The organism is Streptococcus oralis (assembly GCF_019929345.1).
In the GTDB taxonomy this organism is placed as follows: domain Bacteria; phylum Bacillota; class Bacilli; order Lactobacillales; family Streptococcaceae; genus Streptococcus.
In genome coordinates this window covers 89,610-113,277 of record NZ_JAHZPJ010000005.1, presented here as the reverse complement: position 1 = coordinate 113,277, position 23,668 = coordinate 89,610, and the positions used below count along the sequence as shown (strand labels likewise).

Below are 23,668 nucleotides of genomic sequence, written 5' to 3'. Positions count from 1 at the left end.
TCAACAAGTGCTTCAGTTTCAGCAAGTACATCGGCAAGTGCATCCGCTTCAACGAGTGCTTCAGTAAGTGCAAGTACATCGGCAAGTGCATCCGCTTCAACAAGTGCCTCAGTAAGTGCAAGTACATCGGCAAGTGAGTCCGCTTCAACAAGTGCCTCAGTAAGTGCAAGTACATCGGCAAGTGAGTCTGCTTCAACGAGTGCTTCAGTTTCAGCAAGTACATCGGCAAGTGAGTCCGCTTCAACAAGTGCTTCAGTAAGCGCAAGTACATCGGCAAGTGAGTCTGCTTCAACGAGTGCTTCAGTTTCAGCAAGTACATCGGCGAGCGTATCTGCCTCAACGAGCGCTTCAGTAAGTGCAAGTACATCGGCAAGTGCATCCGCTTCAACAAGTGCCTCAGTAAGTGCAAGTACATCGGCAGGTGAGTCTGCTTCAACGAGTGCTTCAGTTTCAGCAAGTACATCGGCAAGTGAGTCCGCTTCAACAAGTGCTTCAGTAAGCGCAAGTACGTCAGCGAGCGTATCCGCTTCAACAAGTGCCTCAGTAAGTGCAAGTACATCGGCAAGTGAGTCCGCTTCAACAAGTGCTTCAGTAAGCGCAAGTACATCGGCGAGCGTATCTGCCTCAACGAGCGCTTCAGTAAGTGCAAGTACATCGGCAAGTGAGTCCGCTTCAACAAGTGCATCAGAGTCAGCAGGTAAGACTAGACAGCAATTGCCGAATACAGGTACAGAAGCTTCCAAATCATCCGTGCTTTTAGGAGCTTTAGCAGCAGTTACAGGTATTGGATTGGTTGCGAAACGCCGTAAACGTGATGAAGAAGAGTAAGATGACCTATAAATTTAGGCTAAACTAACTCGTGCACGTAAATCATAGAAACCCCTTGAAAAATTAGAATTTTCAAGGGGTTTTTACTATTATATAGCTGAAATTTTGACTAAAAAATTGTATAATAAATATAAGGAGAAAATCGCTAGTGGATGATAAAATAACGGTCATTGTACCGGTTTACAATGTGGAAAGCTATCTAAGAAAATGCCTAGATAGTATTATTGCTCAAACATATAAAAATATTGAGATTGTTGTCGTTAATGATGGTTCTACGGATGCTTCAGGTGAGATTTGTAAAGAATTTTCAGAAATGGATCACCGAATTATCTATATAGAACAAGAAAATGCTGGTATTTCTGCCGCACGAAACACCGGTCTGAATAATATGTCCGGAAATTACGTAACTTTTGTTGACTCGGATGATTGGATTGAGTCAGATTATGTAGAAACCCTATACAAAAAAATAACAGAGTATCAGGCTGATATTGCAGTTGGGAATTACTATTCTTTCAACGAAAGTGAAGGAATGTTCTACTTTCATATATCAGGAGACTCCTATTACGAGAGGGTATATGATAATGTTTCCATATTTGAGAACTTATATGAATCCCAAGAAATGAAGAGTTTTGCTTTGATATCTGCTTGGGGTAAACTCTATAAGGCAGGATTATTCGAGCGGTTGCGCTTCGACATAGGTAAATTTCGAGAGGATGGTTACCTCAATCAAAAGATTTATCTGTTGGCAGAAAAGATTGTTTATATCCATAATGGAATCTATTCTTATCGCATCAGAAATAATAGTTTATCCAGATCTTGGACAGAAAAGTGGATGCATGCCTTGGTTGATGCTATGTCTGAACGTATCACTTTATTAGCTAGTCTAGGATATCCTTTAGAAAAACATTTAGCTATTTATCGTCAGATGTTAGAAGGGAGTCTTTCTAATGGGAAGGTCAGTGGCTTAGCAGAAACTCCCACCTATAAAGAGTTTGAGGCAAAAAAATATCTACTAGACAAGCTTGAAAAAACTAAGAAAATACAAAAGAAAGCCATTGTCCTAGCAGCAAACTATTCCTATGTAGACCAAGTAATGACTACTATCAAGTCTATCTGTTACCACAATCGCTCGATTCGTTTTTATCTGATTAATAGCGATTTTCCTAATGAATGGATTAAGCAATTAAATAAGCGCATAGAGAAGTTTGATTCAGAAATTATCAATTGTAGGGTGACATCCGAGCAGATTTCAAGGTATAAGACAGATATTAGTTACACTGTTTTTTTACGCTATTTTATAGCTGATTTCGTGCAAGAAGACAAGGCCCTCTACTTGGACTGTGATTTAGTTGTAACGAGAAATCTTGATGAATTGTTTGCAACAGACTTACAAGATTATCCTTTGGCTGCTGTTAGAGATTTTGGAGGTAGAGCCTATTTCGGTCGGGAAATCTTTAACGCAGGTGTTCTCTTAATTAATAATGATTTGTGGAAGCAAGAAAGTATGACTCAAAGGTTGATTGATTTGACCAATGAATGGCATGATAAGGTTGATCAGGCGGATCAGAGTATCTTAAATATGCTTTTTGAACATAAATGGTTGGAATTGGATTTTGATTATAATCATATTGTCATTCATAAGCAGTTCACTGATTATCAGTTGCCTGTAGGTCAGGATTATCCTGCTATTATTCATTATCTTTCCCATAGGAAACCGTGGAAAGATTTGGCGGCACAAACCTATCGAGATGTTTGGTGGTACTACCATGGGCTTGAATGGACAGAATTGGGACAAAATCATCATTTACATCTATTACAAAAATCTCACCTTTATCCGATAAAGGAACCGTTCACTTGTCTCACCTATACAGCCTCAGACCATATTGAACAAATTGAAACATTGGTTCAATCCTTACCAGAGATTCAATTTAAAATTGCAGCACGAGTATTGGTCAGTGACTCCCTAGCACAAATAGTTCGGTATCCGAATGTCACCCTCTATTCAGGAATCCACTATTTAGTTGATTTGGATAGAGAGCTAAAAGAGGACTGTCAAGTTCTTTTGGATATCAATCACGGGGAAAAGACGGAAGAATTTTTAGAATATTTTACAGAAAATGGAAAACCAGTCTTCGCTTTTGAAAATACTAAAACGATAGACATGGGGCAGCTAACGTATCAGACAGATCAAGTCGGAGATATGATTGAAAAACTGAGAGAATGTGCAAGGGGATGGAGCTGAAGATGATTGGTGATGCTTTAATTTTAACTGTTAGTGACCAGATTGAACACTTGCTGTATCTCTTGGACCAGCTCCCACAAGTTTGCTTTCATATTGCAGCTCCCGTTGTGTTTTCAGATAGAATATTAGAATTACAATCAAAGGGAAATGTACGCTTACATACAGTAACTGATGAAGCTAGTATTTCTTTTTTGATGAGAGTTTGTGATGTGTTACTGGATATCAACCATTATGAAGAAGTAGATCAGGTGGTAGCACGATTTTCTCAGGCTGGCAAGAGAGTTCTTGCTTTTGATAATACTATGCATGGTCAACAAGGACAAGAATGCTATTCTTCCTCTACTCCTCAAGCAATGGTTGAGGCGATTTTAGATTGTTTGAATCAGCCTCATATCACCGTAAATGACTTGGACCGTATTTATCAGGAAGGCGTATGGAATTCCTTTGAGATAGGCTCCTCTGCTAGTCTATGTGTCGCTCAGAAGGTTACTTGCCGTAATTTTGAGAGCTTTCAACTACCTGCTGGAAAGCTTATTCTTTATGAAGGAGTCTTTTTGAATAACTACTGTAGTATAAACTGCATTGACCGCATCGAAATCGGATCTGGAACCATGATTGGAGAAGGTGTCCGTTTTTATGACCATGATCACACTTATACAGCAGAGAGGATTGAAAAGTGGGAGTGGAAGATGGCTCCTATAATGGTGGGGAAGGATTGCTGGATTGGTAGCAATGTAACCATTTTGAAAGGTGTTCGAATTGGTGATAACACTGTAATTGGAGCCGGTTGTCTGATACGCCAAGACATTCCTGCAAACAGTATTGTCTACAATAACGGAGATATTCTAATCAAGCCAAGAAAATAGTTAAAGACTAGAAAGGTCAATATGAAACTACATCTAACGAATCTATATGGGATGGCGGGAGACAGCACAGTCATTTTAGCCCAGAATGCGGTCCAAAATATTGCCTCAACTTTAGGTTTTCGTGAATTAGGAGTTTATTTTTATCCTATCACATCAGATAGCAAGTCTGAAATGAACAAACGCATAGATGGCATTATGTCGAGTGTTTCTATCGGGGATATTGTTGTTTTTCAGTCACCTACGTGGAATGGTGTTGAGTTTGATCGCCTATTTATTGATAAACTCAAAGACATGCAAGTTAAGCTGGTTCTTTTTATTCATGATGTTGTTCCCCTAATGTTTGATAGTAACTACTACCTTATGAAGGATTATCTTTATTTGTATCAGCAGGCAGATGTATTGATAGTGCCTTCGGAAAAAATGAAGAAACGATTGCTTGAGGAAGGACTAGAAAATCCCAAAATACTGATTCAAGGGATGTGGGACCACCCTCATTCTTTAGCCCTCTATAAGCCAATCTTCAAAAGAGAAATTTTCTTTGCAGGTAGTTTGGAACGCTTTCCAGGATTGCTAAATTGGTCTCATCCAATCCCCTTGAGAGTCTTTTCAAATCAACCAATCGGAAAAAATCAAGCACCAACTTTTATAATAGAAGGCTGGAAGCGAGATGAGGAACTCCTTTTAGAACTTTCAAAGGGAGGATTTGGTTTGGTATGGGGGACTACTGAAAATCCAGGAGAAAATAGAGACTATTATGGAATGAATCTTTCTCATAAAGTTAGTACTTATTTAGCTGCTGGAATTCCTGTTATTGTTCCCAAAAATCTTTCAACGATGCAGTTTATTGTTGAACAGGGCTTGGGCTTTGCGGTTGAAACTCTAGAAGAAGCGAGCCAGCTTGTCTCATCTATAACTGAAGAAAAATACTGTGATATGACAAGGCGTATCGAAATGTTTAGTTATCTATTAAAAGAGGGATATTTTACGAAAAAAATCTTGGTTGAGGCTATTTTTCAACTGGGAGTAAGGTAGGAAAAACAGATGAAGAAAACAATCGTAATGGCAGGAGACTGTCACTATCTATCTCAATTAGAGACGACATTAAAATCAATTTTCTATCATAATAAAAATATAAATGTCTATGTTCTAAATCAAGATATCATGCCAGACTGGTTTCGAAAACCAAGAAAAATAGCGCGTCTTTTAGGGGGCGATGTGATTGATGTAAAGTTACCTCAGGGCAATATTTTCCAAAATTGGGGGACTCAAAATCATATTAGTCAGATAGCCTATGCTCGTTATTTTATCCCTAGCCTCATTAGAGAAGACAAGGTGTTATACTTGGATAGTGACTTAATTGTCAATGCTCCTTTGGATGACTTGTGGGAAATAAATCTAGGAGATCAGTTATTGGCAGCTGTCATGGATACAGATGGTGTCACCTTTAATACGGGTGTTATGCTGATCAATAATGCCAAGTGGAGAGAGGAAAATCTAGAGGACAAACTGGTTCACCAAAGTCAGTTTATGCAAAAAGAGATAGAAGAGGGACGCTTTTTAGATTTTAATGGGGATCAAACGATTATTAACCAGGTGTGTAAAGAAAAATGGCTAGAGTTGGATCGTTCCTTTAATCTTCAAGTGGGACATGATATTGTTGCCTTCTATAACAACTGGAAGGGGCATTTAGAGGAAGTTCAGTCTCCGGTGATTATCCATTATACGACCTATCGAAAACCATGGACAACTTTAATTGCAAATCGATATAGAGAGTTGTGGTGGCAGGTGCATGACATGGAATGGACTCAAATGTTGCAACACCACTGGGGAGAATTTCAACTATCATCCAAGAGAGAGACTTTTAGTTGTTTGATTGTGACAAATTCACAAGAATTAGAAGCCATTCACCAATTAGTTGTCAGTCTTCCAGAAATCACTTTTAATATTGCGGCTTGGACGGACATGGGAGAAAAATTACTAGCCTTATCCGTTCATGAAAACGTCCGCCTATATCCTCAAGTAGTTCCGCCTGTTTTACATCAATTAGAAGAAAAAGCTAATCTATATTTAGATATTAATCATGGGCAAGAGGTTCAGTCAGTTTTAGAAAAAATGCAAAAAAATGATGTGCCTATTCTTTCTTTTTTGTCAACCAAACATGGAGAATACGGCCAAAGAGTAGTGGATTCTCTAGCTGGGATGATAGAATCGATTCAAGATTATCAGCAAAATGGTAGATTTACGAAAAATCTAGAACCTCAATTTCACGCTTTGACCTTTACAGCCTCTCAAGAACTGGAAGGTCTAGGAAATTTGGCAACCGACTGTCCTGAAATCGCTTTTCACATTGCGGCTTGGACGGATATGGGCTCAAAACTATATGCATTATCTCAGAAACATGAGAATATTTATCTGTATCCTGCCATCTCTAGAGATGAGTTTGAGAGACTTAAAAACCAGATGGATGTCTACCTCGATATTAACTTGGAGAATTCGACAAGTGATATTGTGGCAGAAATTGTAAGTCTTTCCAAACCAATGTTAGCTTTTTATAAATCTCAAAACGGCTGTCATGGCCAACGATTGTATTCTGGCGAACATCCAGAACAGATGCTGACAGATCTTCGATCGATGCTGGCAGGAAATGCTTTAAAAGAACAGAGTAAGTTTCCCGAAGTTAAAGGAATTGATGAAACCCTTGACTATGTTATTAAAAATAATTCTTCTTTGATTCGTTTTGGGGATGGGGAGATCAATCTCCTTGCGGGGGATTCAATCCCTTATCAGGATTATGATGAAGAGTTGGTAAGTACAATGAGAGAGATTATTTCTCTTCCCTCAAACGAGCACACAGTGATATGTCTGCCAGATATTTTCCAGAATCGCTTTATTTTCACTTGGTGGGCTATTGATTTTTGGAAAGCTCATTTGGATCACTATGCGGATTTTTATCAATCTTTGTTTAGCGATTCATGGTATGGATCGACTTTTGTTTCACGCCCATATATTGATTTTGAAGATAAAACGCAAGCAAATGAGCAATTTGCTAAGCTGAAGTCTATATGGAAGGGACGTGATCTTCTCTTGATAGAAGGAGCAACTTCACGTTCGGGTGTGGGAAATGACCTCTTTGATGATGCTAAGTCAATTCAGCGAATCATTTGTCCATCACACAGTGCTTATTCACGTGTTGATGAAATCGAAAAGGAGATTTATAAACACGCAAATGGACGCTTGATTCTCTGCATGCTAGGTCCTACTGCTAAAGTACTGACCTATCGCCTAACGAAAAAAGGCTATCAGGTACTTGATATTGGTCATATAGATTCTGAGTATGAATGGATGAAGATGGGAGCAAAAACTAAAATCAAGTTCAACCATAAGCATACTGCAGAGTACAATTTTGACCAAGATATTGAATTTATCGAAGATGAAACCTATACAAGCCAAATCGTGGCTGATTTATCAAAATAATGTTACATAAAGGAGTAAGAATGAAAAATCATTCTGTTGTTCTTGCGGGAGATTATGCCTATATTCGCCAGATTGAAACAGCACTCAAGTCTCTCTGCTACCATAACAGTCATGTCAAGGTCTATATCTTCAACCAAGATATTCCCCAGGAGTGGTTCCGTGCTCTTAGACCTAAATTACAGCAAATAGGTGGTGATTTGATAGATGTCAAGATGATTGGCCCCCAGTTTCAGATGAACTGGAACAACAAGTTGCCCCATATCAATCACATGACCTATGCTCGTTATTTTATTCCTGATTTTGTCGAGGAGGAAAAGGTTCTTTACTTGGACAGTGATTTGGTAGTGACGGCTGATTTGACATCTCTCTTTGAAATGGACTTGGGAGAAAACTATCTGGCTGCAGCACCGTCTTGTTTTGGAGCTGGTATCGGCTTTAATGCAGGTGTTCTCTTAATAAACAACAAGAAATGGCAAGCAGAAGCCGTGCGACAACAGCTGGTTGAGTTGACGGAGCGTGAGCACCAACACGTGGGTGAGGGAGACCAGTCCATTCTTAATATGCTCTTTCATGATAGCTATACTCCTCTAGACCATCGTTATAATTTCCAGATTGGTTTTGACAGTGGGGCTGCTTTACATGGGCATGAATTTATCTTTGATATTCCCCTAGAGCCTCTGCCAGCAATCTTGCATTACCTATCTCCAGATAAGCCTTGGAACACTTATTCGGTTGGGCGCTTGCGTGAGATTTGGTGGCACTATCATCTGATGGAGTGGTCTACTATCACTGAAAAATGGCGTCAAGCTGGTCTTGTCTGTCCAGTCGCAATCTACCAGCCAGCTATGACTTGTGTCACTCTAACTAATTCTTGGTGTCTAGAGAAAATCGATTATCTCGTTCAAGCCCTACCGAAAGTGCATTTCTATATTGCAGCTTATACGACGATGGCATCTGAGCTCAAACTCTTGTCACGTTTTGAAAATGTTACCCTCTATCCCAACACCTTCCCCCTTTTAGTTGAAAGGCTGATCCAGCAGACAGATGTCTATCTCGATATTAACCATGATAATAAACTGAGTGTCGTTTATGACTATGTCTCACGCTTTGATAAACCAATCTTGACATTTGGCAATACCAAGGCTCAAGAACTGCCTGAAAGTGCCTATGCAGGTATTTTCCCAGCAGACAGACCAGAGGAAATGGTGGCTGCCTTGAAGGCTTATCTGGACGATAAACTTCACGAAAATTGAGACAAAGCTTTAAAAAGGATAAGAGGGGAGTGCTGGATTGATCCTATATAACATGACGATAGATAGAAAGATGAAAAAATAAAAAGGAGGAGCTAGTGAGAGAGTTTATTTCATCAATTGCAGTAAAAAAAGGGATGCGTACCCTGTTTTTGCTCTTTATTTATGTGCTCGGAAGTCGCATCGCTCTTCCCTTTGTTGACCTCAATAGTCGGAATTTTCTCGGAGGAAGTACAGCCTATCTGGACTTTTCAGTAGCCCTGACTGGCGGAAATCTTCGGAGCCTCTCCATTTTTTCCATTGGGCTTTCACCTTGGATGTCAGCTATGATCTTGTGGCAGATGTTTTCTTTTTCAAAGAAATTAGGCCTAAACTCTGTTCCTTCAGAGGTTCAAGATAGACGGAAAATGTATGTAACGCTAGGGATTGCTTTGATTCAGGCTTTGGCCTTGACTACAAACCTTCCTGTTCAACCCCCTTACAACCCCTTCCTGGTCTTTCTTCTCAATACCAGCCTCTTGGTAGCGGGGACCTTCTTCTTAGTTTGGCTATCGGACATCAATGCGATTATGGGAGTTGGAGGCCCTGTCGTTATTCTCCTTGCGAGTATGGTGGCTTCTCTCCCACAGGACATCATCCAGTCGATCCAAGTTTATAAAGTCTCCCCTTGGATACTTTTCCTTTTAGTAGTGCTTGGGCTGATTTTTACTTACCTAGTCGTTTTGTTTTATCGTGCAAGATACCGTGTCCCTATTAACAAAATTGGGCTCCATTCTCGCTTTAAACGCTATTCATATCTAGAAATCATGCTCAATCCTGCGGGGGGCATGCCTTATATGTATGTGATGAGTCTCATGGGCTTGCCTTCTTATCTCTTGATTTTGCTTCAATATCTGGATAAGGACAATCCCCTCTATCCTGCTATTTTAGAGCAATATTCTATGGGGAAACCCTTATGGATCTATGCCTATATTCTTATTCTTTTTGTATTTAGCATTGCCTTTGCCTTTGTTAATGTGAGTGGCGAACAAATCGCAGATCGGATGAAACAATCAGGTGATTATATCTACGGAGTCTATCCCGGTGAGGATACGAGTCGCTTTATTAATCGTTTGGTTTTGCGATTTGCTCTGATAGGTGGAGTTTTTAACGTCACCTTGGCTGGACTTCCGATGCTATTTGTCTTAAAAGATGAAGGATTGTTAAAAGTCAGCATGATTCCCGGACTCTTTTTAATTTTAAGTGGCATGCTGTTTACGATTCATGACGAATTGCAGGCACTCAGACTAAATGAAACGTATAGACCACTATTCTAGGAGGTTTTGATGTATTACTTTATCCCAGCTTGGTATGGCAAGGAGCGTCCTTGGCATGTCGATCTGACACCATGGTATTTTTCTCATTTTAAGCTAGAATTTGATGACACCTTCAATCAGATTCGCTTGATGCAGCGTCAAGGGATTCCTGCTCAAGTTCTTCTCTTGTCTTATCAGCCTCATTTGCGCTATTTTCTCCATCGCCATGGCATTTTAGAAGCGCAGGTCTATTCCCTTTTTGATGACCTACAGGATTTTCACGAGATTCGACCACAGGTTTTGCAAATCAGAGATATTGAGTGGGAAGAGGGCTGTGAGTTTGTTTACAGTCCCTTTACCATTTTGATTTTGAGGAATGGAAAGCGCTATGCTCAGGTGGAGCATGGGATAGAAGGTTTTATCAGTACGATTCAGTATTTCGAAGAAAATGGACTCCTGTCTGCCAACTACCTAATGGATGATCGGGGGCTGGTTTCCAGTGTGATTTACTACGAAGACGGTCAGGCTATCTATCAGGACTATCTCAATCCCAAGGGACTGTGGCAGTTCAGAGAACACTTGCAGGACGGGGGCCGTATCGAGGTCAATCCTATCTTTGCTTTTCGCTTCCAAAAAGAAGCTTATCGAGATATGGGAGAATTGATTGCTGAGTTTTTTGAGAAGAAAATAGCTCAACTCCCTGAGAAGGAAGCAACCTATTTTCTGCCTGCTTGTGACCAGCACAATGCTTTTCTTTTAGAACGATTGCCTCACCAAACCACCAAGGTTCTCAGTCTTTTTATCGGACGAAATCCTCAAGAACAATTACTGCAACTGGCGGATTTGTTGCCTAAAGTGGATCTTGTTCTGGTCGACAGAGAGGACACCTTGCGCTTGGCTCAGTCTGCCTTTTCAGAACAAGCAACGAAGTTTCGCCATTTATCGCCTTTTGATACCCGCTTGGAGCTGGGAAAGAGCCAGACTCGGAAAGAGTCGCTCCTCTACTATCAACTTGATTTTGAACAAGGGATAGAGGATCAAGCTCTCTACCAGGTCCTGCATTTCCTTTCTGAAAATAAGGATACGGAGCTAGTTTTTGGAGCTTTTTCTGCCGATCAAGAAGAAGTGAAGCAGTTGGAAATACGTGTTGCAGAGATGATTGCAGAGCGATTTCCAGACCAGAAACTGGAGAAGGAAGTTGATTACCAAGGAGCCGAAAATCCGCTTGAGGACAATCGCCATCAGGCCATGCGCTATTCGTTTGTCAATATGAAGGATGAGTCGGAATTAATCAAGCAGTTGGAATTTGTTCGTTTGATTGTCGATCTGAACAGTCAGCCTCTCCTTTATACCCAGATAGCGGGGATTAGTGCTGGTATCCCTCAGATCAACAAGGTCGAAACTGAGTATGTTAGTCATAAAAAAAATGGCTATCTGTTGGAAAACATGGCTGATTTTGCCCGAGCGGCCCATTACTATCTCGATAGCCTGCAGGTGTGGAATGATGCTCTGATTCATTCGATTGAAAAGATAAAGGAACACACTGGGGAGCAATTCCTAATCAAACTAGAAAAGTGGCTGGAGGAGGTGACTCATGGAAAAGAAGTATAAGATCTTGCAAATTGGTTCAGAGGATTGGCGAGATACACTTGCCCTACCAGCCCAACTAGACTGGTACCATGTCCTTCCCAATACACCGTCTGCCATTCAGGAAATCATGGATGAGAATGACTTAGAACACTTTCATGCTGTCATCCTTACGGATGGAATCTACCTAGTAGATTTGTTGCCTTTTACATCTAGCTTAGAACCCTATACGGTTTTCTATCCAGAACAGTTTGCAAGTCAGGATGAAGGTATTCAAAATCTTATCAAACAGCACTGTATGCAAGCGATGGACCTGTCAGACCGACAGGGCTTTGTTCGAGACCTTTCCACCTCCCTCTTTGAAGGTGGCTACGGGGATAAGCTGAGTCCAGCTACGATACGGATTCACCCGAGTTTTCAAGGATCTGTCTCCTATCAAGGATTTGAGCATCTGGAGTTAGAAGGTGATTTTGGTAAGAACTATACTCAGCTAGCCTATTGGGCCTATAATCAGTCTGCCCAAGCCCACTCGCCAATCGAACTTTGGCTCGAATATGAAAAGACTGGGACGGTAGACTTGCGCCTGCGTTTGCGAAAGTTCCCAGCAGGATCTATCTCAGAGATTAGTCAGGAAATTCTCCTTGAGGAGGAAGACTTTGCCCCAGCAATCGTCGTGGAACAAGACTACGATGCTTATCTGAGCATTTCTCTTGAAGCGTGTGGCCAGGGAAAAGTCAAAATTGGCAATCTCCACCAACGTTGGAGCCGGAAACAGTTTGGAAAGTTTGTTCTCGGAGGCAATATCCTACATGACAAAAAACGTGAAGAAATCAACTACTTCTTTCACCCGGGAGATTTCAAACCACCACTTGCTGTTTATTTCTCAGGTTACCGTCCTGCAGAAGGCTTTGAGGGTTACTGGATGATGAAGAATCTCAGATGCCCCTTTCTCCTCTTTTCGGACCCCCGATTAGAGGGTGGGGCCTTTTACCTAGGAACTGAAGAATTGGAAGAAAAAATACAAACAACAATCCAACACTACCTAGACTATCTAGGTCTGGATAGAAGTGACTTGATTTTATCTGGGCTGTCAATGGGAACCTTCCCGGCCCTCTACTATGGGGCCCACTTTGAACCCAAAGGAATCGTAGTCGGAAAACCCTTGACCAATCTAGGAACCATCGCACAGCGGGGCCGACTAGAGGCTCCAGGAGTCTTTCCGACCAGCTTTGATGTTTTGCACCTTCAGACAGGAGGAGTGAGCCAAAAGAACATGAAGGAGTTGGACCAACGTTTTTGGACCCAATTTAAAAAAGCTGATTTTTCACAGACAACCTTCGGCCTTTCTTACATGAAGGACGAGGATATGGATAGTGGAGCCTATGACCAGCTAGTAGAGACACTTTGCCAGACAGGCGCTAAGATCTTGTCAAAAGGGACAGCAGGTCGACACAATGATGATACAGGAACAAACGTTGCCTGGTTTATTCATTTTTACAAGATGATACTAGAAGAATACGGAAGAGGTGAAACATGATTATCATAAAGAGAGAGGATATTAGGTGGGGCGAGATGGGAGCTACTTATCTTTATGGTAGCCAGATCACCTATCATGCAGATGGGCGTGTCACCCTGAAAAACCCTTTGCTGGCTTCAGGTGAAACCCTTAAAACTTGGTTTTCCAGTGTCAATTACCAGGCTACCAGAAGTCAAACAAGCCTCCCTCTTCTCAAGAAAAAGCATACCTACCGTCTATCTATGAAGATGCGGGTTCAACCGGTCAATGGCCTCTATCTCAAACTGGTCTTTTTAAACCGTTATGAGGAAATCATAGAGGATAAGATTGAAAGGCAATTTTCCTTTACCTTCACCTACCCTGAAACGGCCTACACTTATCGACTTTCCTTGATTAGTGCAGGCTTTGAGGCTCTTGATTTTGCTTCATTTACTATTGAGGAGGATGATGGTGTTTAATCGTTTGTATCAGAAAAGACAACTGAGAAAGGTCAAGAGACTTTTAAGCCAAATCAATGCCCTCAAAGAAGAGATGGCTACCCTCAGTGATGGGGAAATGGCTGCAAAAACAGAAGAGTTTCGCCAGCGCCTTGCCCAGGGAGAAACCTTGGATAATCTATTGGTAGAAGCCTATGCCCTTGTCCGTGAGGCAGATAAACGTGTTCTGGGTCTCTTTCCTTATGATGTGCAGGTCATGGGTGCCATTGTGATCCACCAAGGAAATGTGGCTGAGATGAATACGGGTGAAGGCAAGACCTTGACTGCAACCATGCCCCTCTACCTCAATGCCCTAACGGGTAAAGGCAGTATGCTCATCACGACCAATGACTATCTAGCTAAACGAGACGCAGAAGAAATGGGACCGGTCTACCAATTTTTAGGTCTAACTGTCGGTCTACCTTTTTCAGAGGATCCAAAAGAGGACTTGACTGCCGAAGAGAAAAGAAGAATCTACACCTCGGACATCATCTACACGACCAATAGTGTCCTGGGCTTTGACTATCTTAATGACAATCTTGCTTCTACTAGTGAGGAGAAGTTTCTGCGTCCCTTTAACTATGTCATCATCGATGAGATTGATGACATTTTACTCGACAGTGCTCAAACTCCCTTGATCATCGCAGGTTCTCCTCGCGTTCAGTCTAACTATTATGGGATGATTGATACTCTGGTGACGACCTTGGTTGAGGGAGAGGACTACATCTACAAGGAAGAAAAAGACCAAGTTTGGTTGACCCGTAAGGGTGCTCATACGGTCGAAGCTTTCTTAGGAATCGATCATCTCTATAAGGAAGAGTACGCCAGTTATGTTCGACATCTAGTCTATGCTCTTAGAGCTCATACGCTCTTTACTAAGGACAAAGACTATCTGATTCGAGGTCAGGAGATGATCTTGTTAGACAAGGGAACAGGGCGCTTGATGGAAATGACCAAGCTTCAAGGTGGTCTCCATCAAGCTATCGAAGCCAAGGAACATGTGAAGCTCTCTCCTGAAACCAGAGCCATGGCTTCAATCACCTACCAGAGTCTCTTTAAGATGTTTCGTAAAATATCAGGCATGACAGGAACGGGTAAGGTGGCAGAAAAAGAGTTTTTCGAAACCTACAACATGTCTGTCATTCGCATTCCGACCAACCGCCCGATAAGGCGGATTGATTATCCAGATAATCTCTATGTGACCCTACCTGAGAAGGTGTATGCTTCTCTCGAAGCTATCAAGACCTATCACTCCAAAGGCAATCCACTCCTGATCTTTGTCGGATCTGTAGAAATGTCTCAGCTATACTCGTCCTTGCTCTTGCGAGAAGGGATTTCCCACAATGTTCTCAATGCTAATCATGCGGCGCGTGAAGCTCAAATCATCGCAGAGTCCGGACAGATGGGTGCAGTGACTGTTGCGACTTCTATGGCAGGTCGAGGCACAGATATCAAACTCGGTCCAGGAGTTGCAGACTTGGGTGGTTTGATTGTGATTGGAACCGAGCGGATGGAGAGTCAACGGATTGATCTGCAAATCAGAGGACGATCTGGTCGCCAAGGGGATCAAGGTATGTCTAAATTTTTTGTGTCGCTTGAAGATGATGTGATCAAAAAGTTCGGGCCATCTTGGGTTCATGACCTGTATCAAGACTACCAAGTGGAAGACATTAGTCAACCCAACCTACTCAGAGGTAGCAAGTACCGCAATCTAGTCAGAAAAGCCCAAGAGGCTAGTGATAGTGCCAGTCGCTCAGCACGCAGACAAACCTTAGAGTACGCAGAAAGCGTCAATATCCAGCGTCAGATGGTCTACAAAGAAAGAGATCGCTTGTTGGATGGGAGCCGTGATCTAGAGCATATCCTTGAGAGCATGCTGGCAGAATATACTCAGCAAATTTCAGAAAAAATCTATAGTAGTCCCCAAGAGCTTTTTCATTTTATCGTGACCAATATTAGTTTTAAAATGAGAGAATTACCAGCGGATTTGGATTTAGCTGATTCAGATCAGATTCGGGAGTTGCTGGAGGAAATAATAGCCAAGGAAATCGCAGCTAAAAAGGAACTCCTCCAACCTCACAAACTCTATGATTCTTTTCTGAGGATATCCATGCTAAAGGCTATTGATGACAACTGGGTTGAGCAAGTCGACTACCTGCAACAGCTCAGTCTAGCAATTGGGAGTCAGTCAGCTTCTCAAAAGAACCCTATCGTGGAGTACTATCAGGAGGCCTATGCAGGCTTTGAAACCATGAAGCAACAAATCCGTGCAGATATGGTGCGCAATCTTCTCATGGGAATTGTGGAAGTAACGCCCAAAGGGAAGATTCTCACCCATTTTCCATAAAAAGAGAACCATATGATAATTACAATATAAATCTAGGGCTGGATTAGACTGCTTATGTGAAAACCGACAATAGTTATGAAATCCTCTCTGGTTTCAGCACTTGTCGAGCTGTTTGGTTGAAGCTGAGGGAAAGTACTTGATTCAGGTTTTTCCTTTCTTGATTTAGATATATTGAGTAGTAAGTTTGTTATTAGGAGGAAGTATGACTAAAAAGGATTTATTTTACAAGGATGTCGAAGGACGGATGGAGGAGTTGAAGCAAGGTGCTCTCAAGAAGGAAAAGTCTACCCGAGGAGAAAAAATCAATAAAGCCTTTTCCATTCTACTTGGTTTTTTGATTATCCTTGGATTACTCTTTACCTTGTTAGGAATCTTGAGGTGAGACATGATGGAAGTTTTGATGATTGTAGGAATTGTCCTTGCTATCGCCTTGATTGTCTTGGTCTTCATCCAACCTCGCCAAAGCCAACTCTTTTCCATGGATGCGACTAGCAATATCGGAAAACCAGGATACTGGCAGAGCAATCGCTTGGTAAAAATTTTAACTCTCTTGATTAGCATAACCTTGTTTGTATTGCTCCTCATTTTTATGATAGTAACCTATCAGTAAGGACGTGATTCCATTCACAGATAAGGAATACTAGATGCTGAAAAAAGATACATCCAAACCGGAGGATAAAATGGAAGAACAAATGAATGAGAAAATACTTGAAATTGTGCATCAAGCCAATGATATGATTCCAGTTGAGTGGGATGATTTGTATATTGTAATCGAGATGGACAAGACCTATAGCGGGGAAGTTTATTTTTATTTCAAATATAAGAATGCGTATCACTACTATTTATATATTCCTCGAGATTTTGGTGTAGATAAATTCGAACTTTATAGCCAATCAGTTCGATTATTTGAGAAGTCACAAGAATTGAAAAAAGTCTTTGTTGAAAATGACTTGGCAGATTGGTATATTTGTATCATCCATTTGGATGAAAATAACAAGCTTTCAGTAGAATATGACTATGCTCCATGGTTGAAAAGCGGTTATGGTCCAAGTGCTCGAATGGACTTATTTGAATACAAATACCTCGGCAAACAACCAGCTAATGAAAAAGAACTAGAACAGTTCAAAGCTATGGAAGCCTTCCAACAGGAACATAATGTAAAATAGTTTGCTTGGATAAGAGTAATTAGACCAGATTAGTGAGGAAATTCAATGGTTAAATTTTCAAAAATAGATAAACAACTAAATAAAGAATTGAAAAAAGTTCAGCGCAATGCAGCAAAAAAAGTACAATTAAAGTCTCGAGATTGGGCCTATTTCAACAAAGTAGGAGACTATCTGGTCTCGTATAGGATTAATATTAATTTCCCAGATAATAAGTTTCGTGTTATCGTTAGTCCTTACATCAAACCCTATATCATTGATGATATTTTTTGGGAAGTTTTTGATATGGCGAGTAATTCGCAGGAACCAATGAGTCTTCGGGCAGTTGGAGCTTTTACAGTCGATAAATTTTCTCTACCGGATAAGATAGCTACTGAAGGCTGGACAATCGAGGATCTCAACTTAGAAAAGGTTGAAACCAAGGTTTTCGAAGTGCTCTCAGAGACCCATGAAGAAGTCTTAAAGCTTATAGATGGTTTCCTAACTTTTGAAGATTTTTACGCTTATGCAGTCGAAAATTCGCCAAATCCAGCCGGTTATGACTTGATGGGAATGCTGTTAATGATCCACCGTGAGCAGTATGCAGAGGCGCTCCAAATGGCAGAAGATTTGATCACAAAGCGTCAACTTGGAAAATTCCAAAATAAGAGTAAATGGATAAATGAATACATTGTGGATTATTGTAAAGAAAAACTCAAGGCAGATTAGGAAGTCTAGATCCCATGCTTGTCCTGAAATGTATAAACCAAACCGGAGGAACATATGGAAAAACAGATTAATGAGAAGATGACAGAGATTGTATATAAAGTGAATGATATGATTCCAGTTGAGTGGGATGATCTTTATATTAATTTTGAAGTGGATAAGACGCTTAGTGGTGGCGTGATATTTTTCTTTAAATATAATGGGGAATATCATTATTACATGGATATTCCATCTTTATTTAACATTTCTGAAGACGAATTTGATAATGACTTTATGGAATTGTTTGATTTAGGTGGTGAGATGAAGAAGATTTTTATCGAGCAGGGTCTGGCTGAGTGGTCTGCCTTTACAATCAAAGTGGATAAACAGAATAAAACCTCTCTGGACTTTGACTATGCGCCATGGAATGAAAGTGAATTTGGACCAACGGATAGAATAGAATTTTTTGAATACAAGTACCTCGGCAAGCAACCGGCTAATGAAAAAGAACTTGAGCTATTCAAGGCCATGGAAGCCTTTCAGAAGGAATATAACGAGAACTAGTTTCATGGATAAAAGACCGCCTCAATGGTGGTCTTTTATGATTTTCCAAACGCTGAACTATAGGGGTTGTGGTATACTGGGATTGTAGAGTTGCTAAGACAGAAGATCCATTTGAACCTAAATTGGAGGATGGCTTGGAAAGACAGATTAATGAGAAAGTGATGGAAATCATATTTTTAAAGATAATAAATCTTACCATAAAGTTATTGCCAGTTATCAAAAGAGCATTTGTAGAACAATGAAAATAAAGGATAGTAAGGAAGTTTTGTGGCAATTGTAGGAAAGGACATATATAATTAGCGAGGTAAATAAATGTGGTTTGAACTTTTAGAAAAAATAGAAAAAATTGAATCTGGTTATGGGGAGAAGCTAAATTCTCCAATTGATTTAGAGAAAATTAAATCTCTTAGCCAAAATGAAACAAACGAAGTTAAGACATTCATTGCGCAAGAATATTCACGATTTTTAACGAAAGTAAATGGTCTTGATTTTAATGGGTGTGTTCTTTATGGTTTAAAAGCAGATGATAGTTGTTCTTCTGAAGTTTATGATTTCTTTGAGTATAATAAAATTTGGCATGAAGTCGAAGAAAATAAACAGTTTGTTTTTATTGGAGAGAACAATATTAGTTGTTTTGTATATAATCCTAGTAACTGTGAATATTTAGAATTAGATATGCCATCTGCGGATGTAGTAGAGAAATTTAATTCTTTAGATGATTTGCTTGAAAGTTTTCTTTCAGATGCTATTGAATATGCCTCTTAAAAAGATAGGTAAAATATGATAAATAATTTTCCAACAGTAGATGTGGAAGCCTTCCAGAAGGAACATAATGGAAAATAGTTTGAATGGATAAATGAACCATAGGGTTTGTGGTATACTGGGATTGTAGAGCCAGTAAATTTGGTGATAACTTAGCATCGGTCAGAAAGCAAGTAACGAATTTCCAAAAAAGTATTGAAATAAAAGGAGAATGGGGATGGGAAACAAACTGTTAATGTCAGGAATGTCGTTCGGTCAAGTTAGTTCAGTAACGCTTGAAGACTTAAAAAATAACTTACTTTCAGTGAGTGATGAGAGAGATTGTATTTTACTGATTGCTGAAATCTTTAAAAAAGGGGATTTTACTGTAAAAAATTTGCTGATTGACTTGATGAACCAGACAAAAGATGAAGCCGTGCTCAATCTTTGTATTCGATTGTTTTGTTCAGTTTGTACACATGATGATTTAAAAAAGGTTGAAAATTTTCATTTTTTAAGTTCCGCTTCAGAATTTGCGGTATTTACTTTTGTTGCTGGCGCTGTGGAAACAATGTCTTATGAAGTCGTTCCTTATCTTCTTACTCTGTGGGAGGAGTGGGAAGATACAGAAACCGAAGTGGAGTACGCTATTCAAGATGCATTGGATAGCTTTCTCAACTATCGTTCAATTATAGAGGAAAATGCAAGAGTAGAAGAAGTTGGAAGTTTATATTTTGATGTAATAAAGAACAAGAACTTAGATTGCTATTATTACAAAACTCTTCAGGTTTTTCCTGGTTTATTTGCTCAGGAAATTATGACAGACTTATATATTGCTGCTCAAAAGGAACAGAAATACCATCTTTATCTTCAGGCTTCCATTCTGTCTATTTATACAGGCAAGCAAGTCCCGGTGGACACCAATACTCTTATTTCAAAAAATGAAATTGATTTGATGGTTGGTTATATTGATGACTTATCAGACAAAGACTGGACGGAAGGTATGAAATATTTTTACGGCCATCCAGTTGAAGGACTTGCAAAATAATAAAATGGACTATTGATAATAAAGGACCACCTTTATGGTGGTCTTTTATTGTTTTTCAAACGCTAGTCCATAGGGTTTATGGTATACTAGTATTGTAGAGCTAGTAAATTTGGTGATAATCTGGCAGAGGTATCACCAAGCTATAACGCCTTTTGTGAGAATTTCTAGAAGAGTGTAGTGAATCTGAAAGATAACATAGCTCGTGCTGGACCAAACTTTAAGAGGAGAATCAAATGAAATACGATAAAATTAAAATTGCACAGGAAATAGCCAGAGCTGTAGGGGGAGTTCCTCAAGCCTATACATTTAGAAATCACGATAACAAATTAGATTTATTTATTGGAGAGAATCGTCCGGACGATTATTTAACAACTGCAGCAACAATCGGTTTATCAGAATATACCATTTATCGTCGAATAAATGATAAGCCTTTAAGAGTTGAAATTATTGGGGCAGCTGATGCAGAGCTGGAATATTTTCCAAATATTATAGCAGACTGTGGCTTTAATATTGTGAGGGGAGAGTACAGCATCTCTCCAGGTGCAGTCTATCCAAATATAATTAGAAATTACTATCCTAATGCGAAAGTAAATCATATTTTTTTCACTCAGCCTTTCTTGTGGGAACTGGAGTCTTTTGATTTTGATGAAGAGTATGTTACGTGGCTACAAGCTATCCCTATTACAGAAGCTGAGCTCCAATTTATAGAAAAGCATGGAGCTGAAGTAGGAGCGCAGAAGTTAGAAGCATTGTTTGAAGAGCATCAGATAGATGTTTATGATTTTATGAGGCCTTCTGTAGTGTAATAAATTTTTTATCTTTTTTCAGGAGCAGGAGTAGAGACCTGCATTTTTTAAAACTTATCAATATCCGTTGTAAGTTCGACCTTGCTCCCGTTTAACGTGCGAATTCTGTAATTGATGGAATCCGCTACATATCTGATGGGAAATGAGGCACGAAATTTGATAGAGTAGCTCTCAGTGAGATACGTGGTATATACTATGAACGATTCAAGGTTTAAAAAAATTTTTTGCTCTAACCACCCTTGAGGTGGTTTTCTTGTGGTTTGATAAAAGCCTGTACATATGGTTTATGGTATACTAGGTTTATATTGAAAACAATGTGAGAAAACCAAACCGGAGGATAATATGGAAAAACAAATTAATGAAAAAATTATCGAAATCGTGCATCAAGCCAACGATATGATCCCAGTTGAGTGGGATGATTTGTATATTGTAATCGAGATGGACAAGACCTATAGTGGAAGTGCATATTTTTATTTTAAGTATGAAGGTGAATATCATTATAATTTATACCTTCCCAGAGATTTTGGGTTATCACAGGATGAAGTATTTAATCAAAGTGATATATTATTTGATAAATCAGAAGATCTGAAAAGAGTGTTTATTGAAAATGACTTGGCAGATTGGTATATTTGTATTATTCATTTGGATGAAAATAATAAGCTATCAGTAGCCTATGACTATGCGCCATGGCTGAAAAGTAATTTTGGACCAACTGCTCGTATGAACTTTTTCAGATATAAGTTTCTTGGTTTTGAGCCAAGAAACGAGAAAGAACTAGAACAGTTTAAGGCCATGGAAGCCTTCCAGCAGGAACATAATGGAAAATAGTTTGCTTGGATAAGAGGAATAAGACCAGATTAGTGAGGAAATTCAATGGTTAAATTTTCAAAAATAGATAAACAACTAAATAAAGAATTGAAAAAAGTTCAGCGCAATGCAGCAAAAAAATTACAATTAAAGTCTCGAGATTGGGCCTATTTCAACAAAGTTGGAGACTATTTGGTTTCGTATATGATTGATATTGATTTTCCAGATAATGAGTTTCGTTTGACAATTGACCCTTATATCAAACCATATATTTTTGATGATATCTTTTGGGAAGTTTTTGATATGGCGAGTAATTCGCAGGAGCCCATGAGTCTTCGAGCAGTTGGAGCTTTTACAGTTGATAGTTTATCATTACCATATAGGATGGTCAAAGAAGACTGGACAATGGAGGGTCTTGATTTAGAAAAAGTCGAATCCAAGGTTTTTGAGGTGCTCTCAGAAGTGCATGAAGAAGTTGTAAAACTTATAAATAGCTTCTCAACTTTTGAAGACTTCTATGCCTATACGGTCAAGAACGGACCTAGTCTTGTAGGTTATGATTTAATAGGAATGCTATTAATGATCCACCGGGAGCAGTATGCAGAGGCACTCCAAATGGCAGAAGATTTGATCGCAAAGCATAAATTCGGAGGATTTAATAATAAGAGTAAATGGATCAATGAATACATTGTGGATTATTGTAAAGAAAAACTCAAAGCAGATTAGGAAGTCTAGGCCTCATGCTTGTCCTTAAATGTATAAACTAAACCGGAGGATAAAATGGAAAAACAGATTAATGAGAAAATGACAGAGATTGTATATAAAGTAAATGATATGATCCCAGTTGAGTGGAATGATCTTTATATTAATTTTGAAGTGGATAAGACGCTTAGTGGTGGCGTGATATTTTTCTTTAAATATAATGGGGAATATCATTATTACATGGATATTCCGTCTTTATTTGGTATTCCTAAGACAGAATTCAGAATAGACTACGTAAATCTTTTTGCTTTAGGTGAAGATATGAAGAAGATATTCATTGAGCAGGGTCTGGCGGAGTGGTCTGCTTTTACAATTAAGGTGGATGAAAATAATAAGGCCTCTTTGGACTTTGACTATGCGCCATGGAATGAAAGTGAATTTGGACCAAGTTCTCGAGTAGATTTCTTTGAATACAAATATCTCGGCAAGCAACCAGCTAACGAAAAAGAACTTGAGCAGTTCAAGGCTATGGAAGCCTTTCAGCAGGAATATAATCAAAAGTAGTATAAGCTTGATCACATTTTGAAGAATGTGATTTTTGGAGCCTTGCTGTTATCGCGAACCGGAGGATAATATGGAACAACAAATTAATGAGAAAATTATCGAAATCGTGCATCAAGCCAACGATATGATTCCAGTTGAGTGGGATGATTTGTATATTGTAATCGAGATGGACAAGACCTACAGTGGAGGGGCTTATTTCTTTTTCAAATATAAAAATCAATATCATTACCATCTTGAAATGCCAGAGGATTTTGGTCAATCTATGATGGAAGTTTTAAATGAAAATAAGGTTTTATTTAAAAAATCAGAAGATCTGAAAAGAGTGTTTATTGAAAATGACTTGGCAGATTGGTATATTTGTATCATCCATTTGGATGAAAATAACAAGCTTTCGGTCGACTATGATTACACTCCATGGTTAGAAAGCGGTTATGGTCCAAGTGCTCGAATGGACTTATTTGAATACAAATATCTCGGCAAGCAACCAGCTAACGAAAAAGAACTAGAACAGTTCAAGGCCATGGAAGCCTTTCAGAAGGAACATAACGAGAACTAGTTTCATGGATAAAAGACCGCCTTGAGTTAGTTTTCTTACAGTTTGGTAAGGAGTGGGAGATAGGGTTTATGGTATCCTAGTAGGACAGTTTATCTATGGGATGAGAGACTGATTTCATGCAAGTCAAAAGGGGGAAATCAGAAATGTGCGCC

At 39.5% G+C, this 23,668-nt stretch carries 24 protein-coding genes; 23 read left to right on the top strand and 1 reads right to left on the bottom strand.

Features of this window, described 5'->3' with window-relative positions; genetic code table 11:
- The coding region (locus tag K1I97_RS10200) for a hypothetical protein (protein ID WP_440219219.1) at positions 1-743 on the bottom strand (743 nt) is incomplete at its 3' end.
- Positions 744-750: 7 nt separating this feature from the next.
- Here K1I97_RS10200 and K1I97_RS10195 point away from each other — a divergent pair.
- The 23 genes from K1I97_RS10195 (at position 751) to K1I97_RS05125 (ending at position 23,516) form a co-directional block, all read left to right on the top strand.
- Positions 751-828, top strand: a complete 78-nt coding sequence (locus K1I97_RS10195) for an LPXTG cell wall anchor domain-containing protein (RefSeq protein WP_265471112.1) — start codon at positions 751-753, stop codon at positions 826-828.
- A 148-nt stretch (positions 829-976) separates the two neighbouring features.
- Positions 977-3,070 (top strand): glycosyltransferase, encoded by a 2,094-nt coding sequence (locus tag K1I97_RS05230; protein ID WP_223331699.1) that lies wholly within the window; start codon positions 977-979, stop codon positions 3,068-3,070.
- A gap of 2 nt (positions 3,071-3,072) precedes the next feature.
- Positions 3,073-3,936 carry an acyltransferase gene (locus tag K1I97_RS05225; protein ID WP_223351604.1) on the top strand — a complete coding sequence of 288 codons (864 nt, stop codon included), beginning with the start codon at positions 3,073-3,075 and terminating at the stop codon, positions 3,934-3,936.
- A 21-nt stretch (positions 3,937-3,957) separates the two neighbouring features.
- Positions 3,958-4,968 carry a sugar transferase gene (locus K1I97_RS05220; protein WP_223331697.1) on the top strand — a complete coding sequence of 337 codons (1,011 nt, stop codon included), beginning with the start codon at positions 3,958-3,960 and terminating at the stop codon, positions 4,966-4,968.
- A 9-nt stretch (positions 4,969-4,977) separates the two neighbouring features.
- Positions 4,978-7,410 (top strand): SP_1767 family glycosyltransferase, encoded by a 2,433-nt coding sequence (locus K1I97_RS05215; protein WP_223331696.1) that lies wholly within the window; start codon positions 4,978-4,980, stop codon positions 7,408-7,410.
- Between the two features lie 20 nt (positions 7,411-7,430).
- Positions 7,431-8,663, top strand: a complete 1,233-nt coding sequence (locus K1I97_RS05210) for a glycosyltransferase (RefSeq protein WP_223331695.1) — start codon at positions 7,431-7,433, stop codon at positions 8,661-8,663.
- A gap of 95 nt (positions 8,664-8,758) precedes the next feature.
- Positions 8,759-9,976: an accessory Sec system protein translocase subunit SecY2 gene (secY2, locus tag K1I97_RS05205; protein ID WP_223331694.1), complete on the top strand. Its 1,218-nt coding sequence runs from the start codon at positions 8,759-8,761 to the stop codon at positions 9,974-9,976.
- A 9-nt stretch (positions 9,977-9,985) separates the two neighbouring features.
- Entirely contained in the window at positions 9,986-11,566 is a 1,581-nt protein-coding gene (asp1, locus tag K1I97_RS05200; protein ID WP_223331693.1) for an accessory Sec system protein Asp1, read from the top strand.
- Positions 11,550-13,079, top strand: coding sequence for an accessory Sec system protein Asp2 (asp2, locus tag K1I97_RS05195; protein ID WP_223331692.1), 1,530 nt, complete (start codon positions 11,550-11,552; stop codon positions 13,077-13,079). Before asp1 ends, asp2 begins: the two co-directional genes overlap by 17 nt.
- Positions 13,076-13,516 carry an accessory Sec system protein Asp3 gene (gene asp3 / locus K1I97_RS05190; RefSeq protein ID WP_223331691.1) on the top strand — a complete coding sequence of 147 codons (441 nt, stop codon included), beginning with the start codon at positions 13,076-13,078 and terminating at the stop codon, positions 13,514-13,516. Before asp2 ends, asp3 begins: the two co-directional genes overlap by 4 nt.
- Positions 13,509-15,881, top strand: coding sequence for an accessory Sec system translocase SecA2 (gene secA2 / locus K1I97_RS05185; RefSeq protein WP_223331705.1), 2,373 nt, complete (start codon positions 13,509-13,511; stop codon positions 15,879-15,881). Before asp3 ends, secA2 begins: the two co-directional genes overlap by 8 nt.
- Before the next feature lie 202 nt (positions 15,882-16,083).
- Complete coding sequence (gene asp4 / locus K1I97_RS05180; RefSeq protein WP_223331690.1) at positions 16,084-16,263, top strand: accessory Sec system protein Asp4; 180 nt, start codon at positions 16,084-16,086, stop codon at positions 16,261-16,263.
- A 3-nt stretch (positions 16,264-16,266) separates the two neighbouring features.
- Positions 16,267-16,491, top strand: coding sequence for an accessory Sec system protein Asp5 (gene asp5 / locus K1I97_RS05175; RefSeq protein ID WP_223331689.1), 225 nt, complete (start codon positions 16,267-16,269; stop codon positions 16,489-16,491).
- Positions 16,492-16,561: 70 nt separating this feature from the next.
- Positions 16,562-17,047 carry an immunity protein YezG family protein gene (locus K1I97_RS05170; protein ID WP_223331704.1) on the top strand — a complete coding sequence of 162 codons (486 nt, stop codon included), beginning with the start codon at positions 16,562-16,564 and terminating at the stop codon, positions 17,045-17,047.
- 45 nt (positions 17,048-17,092) lie between these two features.
- Entirely contained in the window at positions 17,093-17,752 is a 660-nt protein-coding gene (locus K1I97_RS05165; protein WP_223331688.1) for a hypothetical protein, read from the top strand.
- Positions 17,753-17,806: 54 nt separating this feature from the next.
- Complete coding sequence (locus K1I97_RS05160) at positions 17,807-18,292, top strand: immunity protein YezG family protein (protein ID WP_223331687.1); 486 nt, start codon at positions 17,807-17,809, stop codon at positions 18,290-18,292.
- Positions 18,293-18,604: 312 nt separating this feature from the next.
- Positions 18,605-19,057, top strand: coding sequence for a YrhA family protein (locus tag K1I97_RS05155; protein ID WP_223331686.1), 453 nt, complete (start codon positions 18,605-18,607; stop codon positions 19,055-19,057).
- A 214-nt stretch (positions 19,058-19,271) separates the two neighbouring features.
- A complete protein-coding gene (gene imm47, locus K1I97_RS05150; protein WP_223331685.1) occupies positions 19,272-20,081 on the top strand; it encodes an Imm47 family immunity protein in 810 nt (269 codons plus the stop codon).
- A gap of 233 nt (positions 20,082-20,314) precedes the next feature.
- Complete coding sequence (locus tag K1I97_RS05145) at positions 20,315-20,887, top strand: suppressor of fused domain protein (protein ID WP_000872726.1); 573 nt, start codon at positions 20,315-20,317, stop codon at positions 20,885-20,887.
- Between the two features lie 342 nt (positions 20,888-21,229).
- A complete protein-coding gene (locus tag K1I97_RS05140; RefSeq protein WP_223331684.1) occupies positions 21,230-21,715 on the top strand; it encodes an immunity protein YezG family protein in 486 nt (161 codons plus the stop codon).
- Positions 21,716-21,760: 45 nt separating this feature from the next.
- The gene (locus K1I97_RS05135; protein ID WP_223331683.1) at positions 21,761-22,420 is read left to right on the top strand and encodes a hypothetical protein; all 660 of its coding nucleotides are present in this window, start codon (positions 21,761-21,763) and stop codon (positions 22,418-22,420) included.
- 54 nt (positions 22,421-22,474) lie between these two features.
- Positions 22,475-22,960: an immunity protein YezG family protein gene (locus tag K1I97_RS05130; RefSeq protein WP_223331682.1), complete on the top strand. Its 486-nt coding sequence runs from the start codon at positions 22,475-22,477 to the stop codon at positions 22,958-22,960.
- A gap of 70 nt (positions 22,961-23,030) precedes the next feature.
- A complete protein-coding gene (locus tag K1I97_RS05125) occupies positions 23,031-23,516 on the top strand; it encodes an immunity protein YezG family protein (protein WP_223331681.1) in 486 nt (161 codons plus the stop codon).
- The last annotated feature ends 152 nt before the right edge of the window (positions 23,517-23,668 follow it).

What these genes read in the sequence shown, in the direction of transcription:
- K1I97_RS05225 (WP_223351604.1), top strand. Translation starts at nt 3,073, where the DNA reads ATGATTGGTGATGCTTTAATTTTAACTGTTAGTGACCAGATTGAACAC.
- K1I97_RS05220 (WP_223331697.1), top strand. Translation starts at nt 3,958, where the DNA reads ATGAAACTACATCTAACGAATCTATATGGGATGGCGGGAGACAGCACA.
- K1I97_RS05215 (WP_223331696.1), top strand. Translation starts at nt 4,978, where the DNA reads ATGAAGAAAACAATCGTAATGGCAGGAGACTGTCACTATCTATCTCAA.
- K1I97_RS05210 (WP_223331695.1), top strand. Translation starts at nt 7,431, where the DNA reads ATGAAAAATCATTCTGTTGTTCTTGCGGGAGATTATGCCTATATTCGC.
- asp1 (WP_223331693.1), top strand. Translation starts at nt 9,986, where the DNA reads ATGTATTACTTTATCCCAGCTTGGTATGGCAAGGAGCGTCCTTGGCAT.
- asp2 (WP_223331692.1), top strand. Translation starts at nt 11,550, where the DNA reads ATGGAAAAGAAGTATAAGATCTTGCAAATTGGTTCAGAGGATTGGCGA.
- asp3 (WP_223331691.1), top strand. Translation starts at nt 13,076, where the DNA reads ATGATTATCATAAAGAGAGAGGATATTAGGTGGGGCGAGATGGGAGCT.
- asp4 (WP_223331690.1), top strand. Translation starts at nt 16,084, where the DNA reads ATGACTAAAAAGGATTTATTTTACAAGGATGTCGAAGGACGGATGGAG.
- asp5 (WP_223331689.1), top strand. Translation starts at nt 16,267, where the DNA reads ATGATGGAAGTTTTGATGATTGTAGGAATTGTCCTTGCTATCGCCTTG.
- K1I97_RS05170 (WP_223331704.1), top strand. Translation starts at nt 16,562, where the DNA reads ATGGAAGAACAAATGAATGAGAAAATACTTGAAATTGTGCATCAAGCC.
- K1I97_RS05165 (WP_223331688.1), top strand. Translation starts at nt 17,093, where the DNA reads ATGGTTAAATTTTCAAAAATAGATAAACAACTAAATAAAGAATTGAAA.
- K1I97_RS05160 (WP_223331687.1), top strand. Translation starts at nt 17,807, where the DNA reads ATGGAAAAACAGATTAATGAGAAGATGACAGAGATTGTATATAAAGTG.
- K1I97_RS05155 (WP_223331686.1), top strand. Translation starts at nt 18,605, where the DNA reads ATGTGGTTTGAACTTTTAGAAAAAATAGAAAAAATTGAATCTGGTTAT.
- imm47 (WP_223331685.1), top strand. Translation starts at nt 19,272, where the DNA reads ATGGGAAACAAACTGTTAATGTCAGGAATGTCGTTCGGTCAAGTTAGT.
- K1I97_RS05145 (WP_000872726.1), top strand. Translation starts at nt 20,315, where the DNA reads ATGAAATACGATAAAATTAAAATTGCACAGGAAATAGCCAGAGCTGTA.
- K1I97_RS05140 (WP_223331684.1), top strand. Translation starts at nt 21,230, where the DNA reads ATGGAAAAACAAATTAATGAAAAAATTATCGAAATCGTGCATCAAGCC.
- K1I97_RS05135 (WP_223331683.1), top strand. Translation starts at nt 21,761, where the DNA reads ATGGTTAAATTTTCAAAAATAGATAAACAACTAAATAAAGAATTGAAA.
- K1I97_RS05130 (WP_223331682.1), top strand. Translation starts at nt 22,475, where the DNA reads ATGGAAAAACAGATTAATGAGAAAATGACAGAGATTGTATATAAAGTA.
- K1I97_RS05125 (WP_223331681.1), top strand. Translation starts at nt 23,031, where the DNA reads ATGGAACAACAAATTAATGAGAAAATTATCGAAATCGTGCATCAAGCC.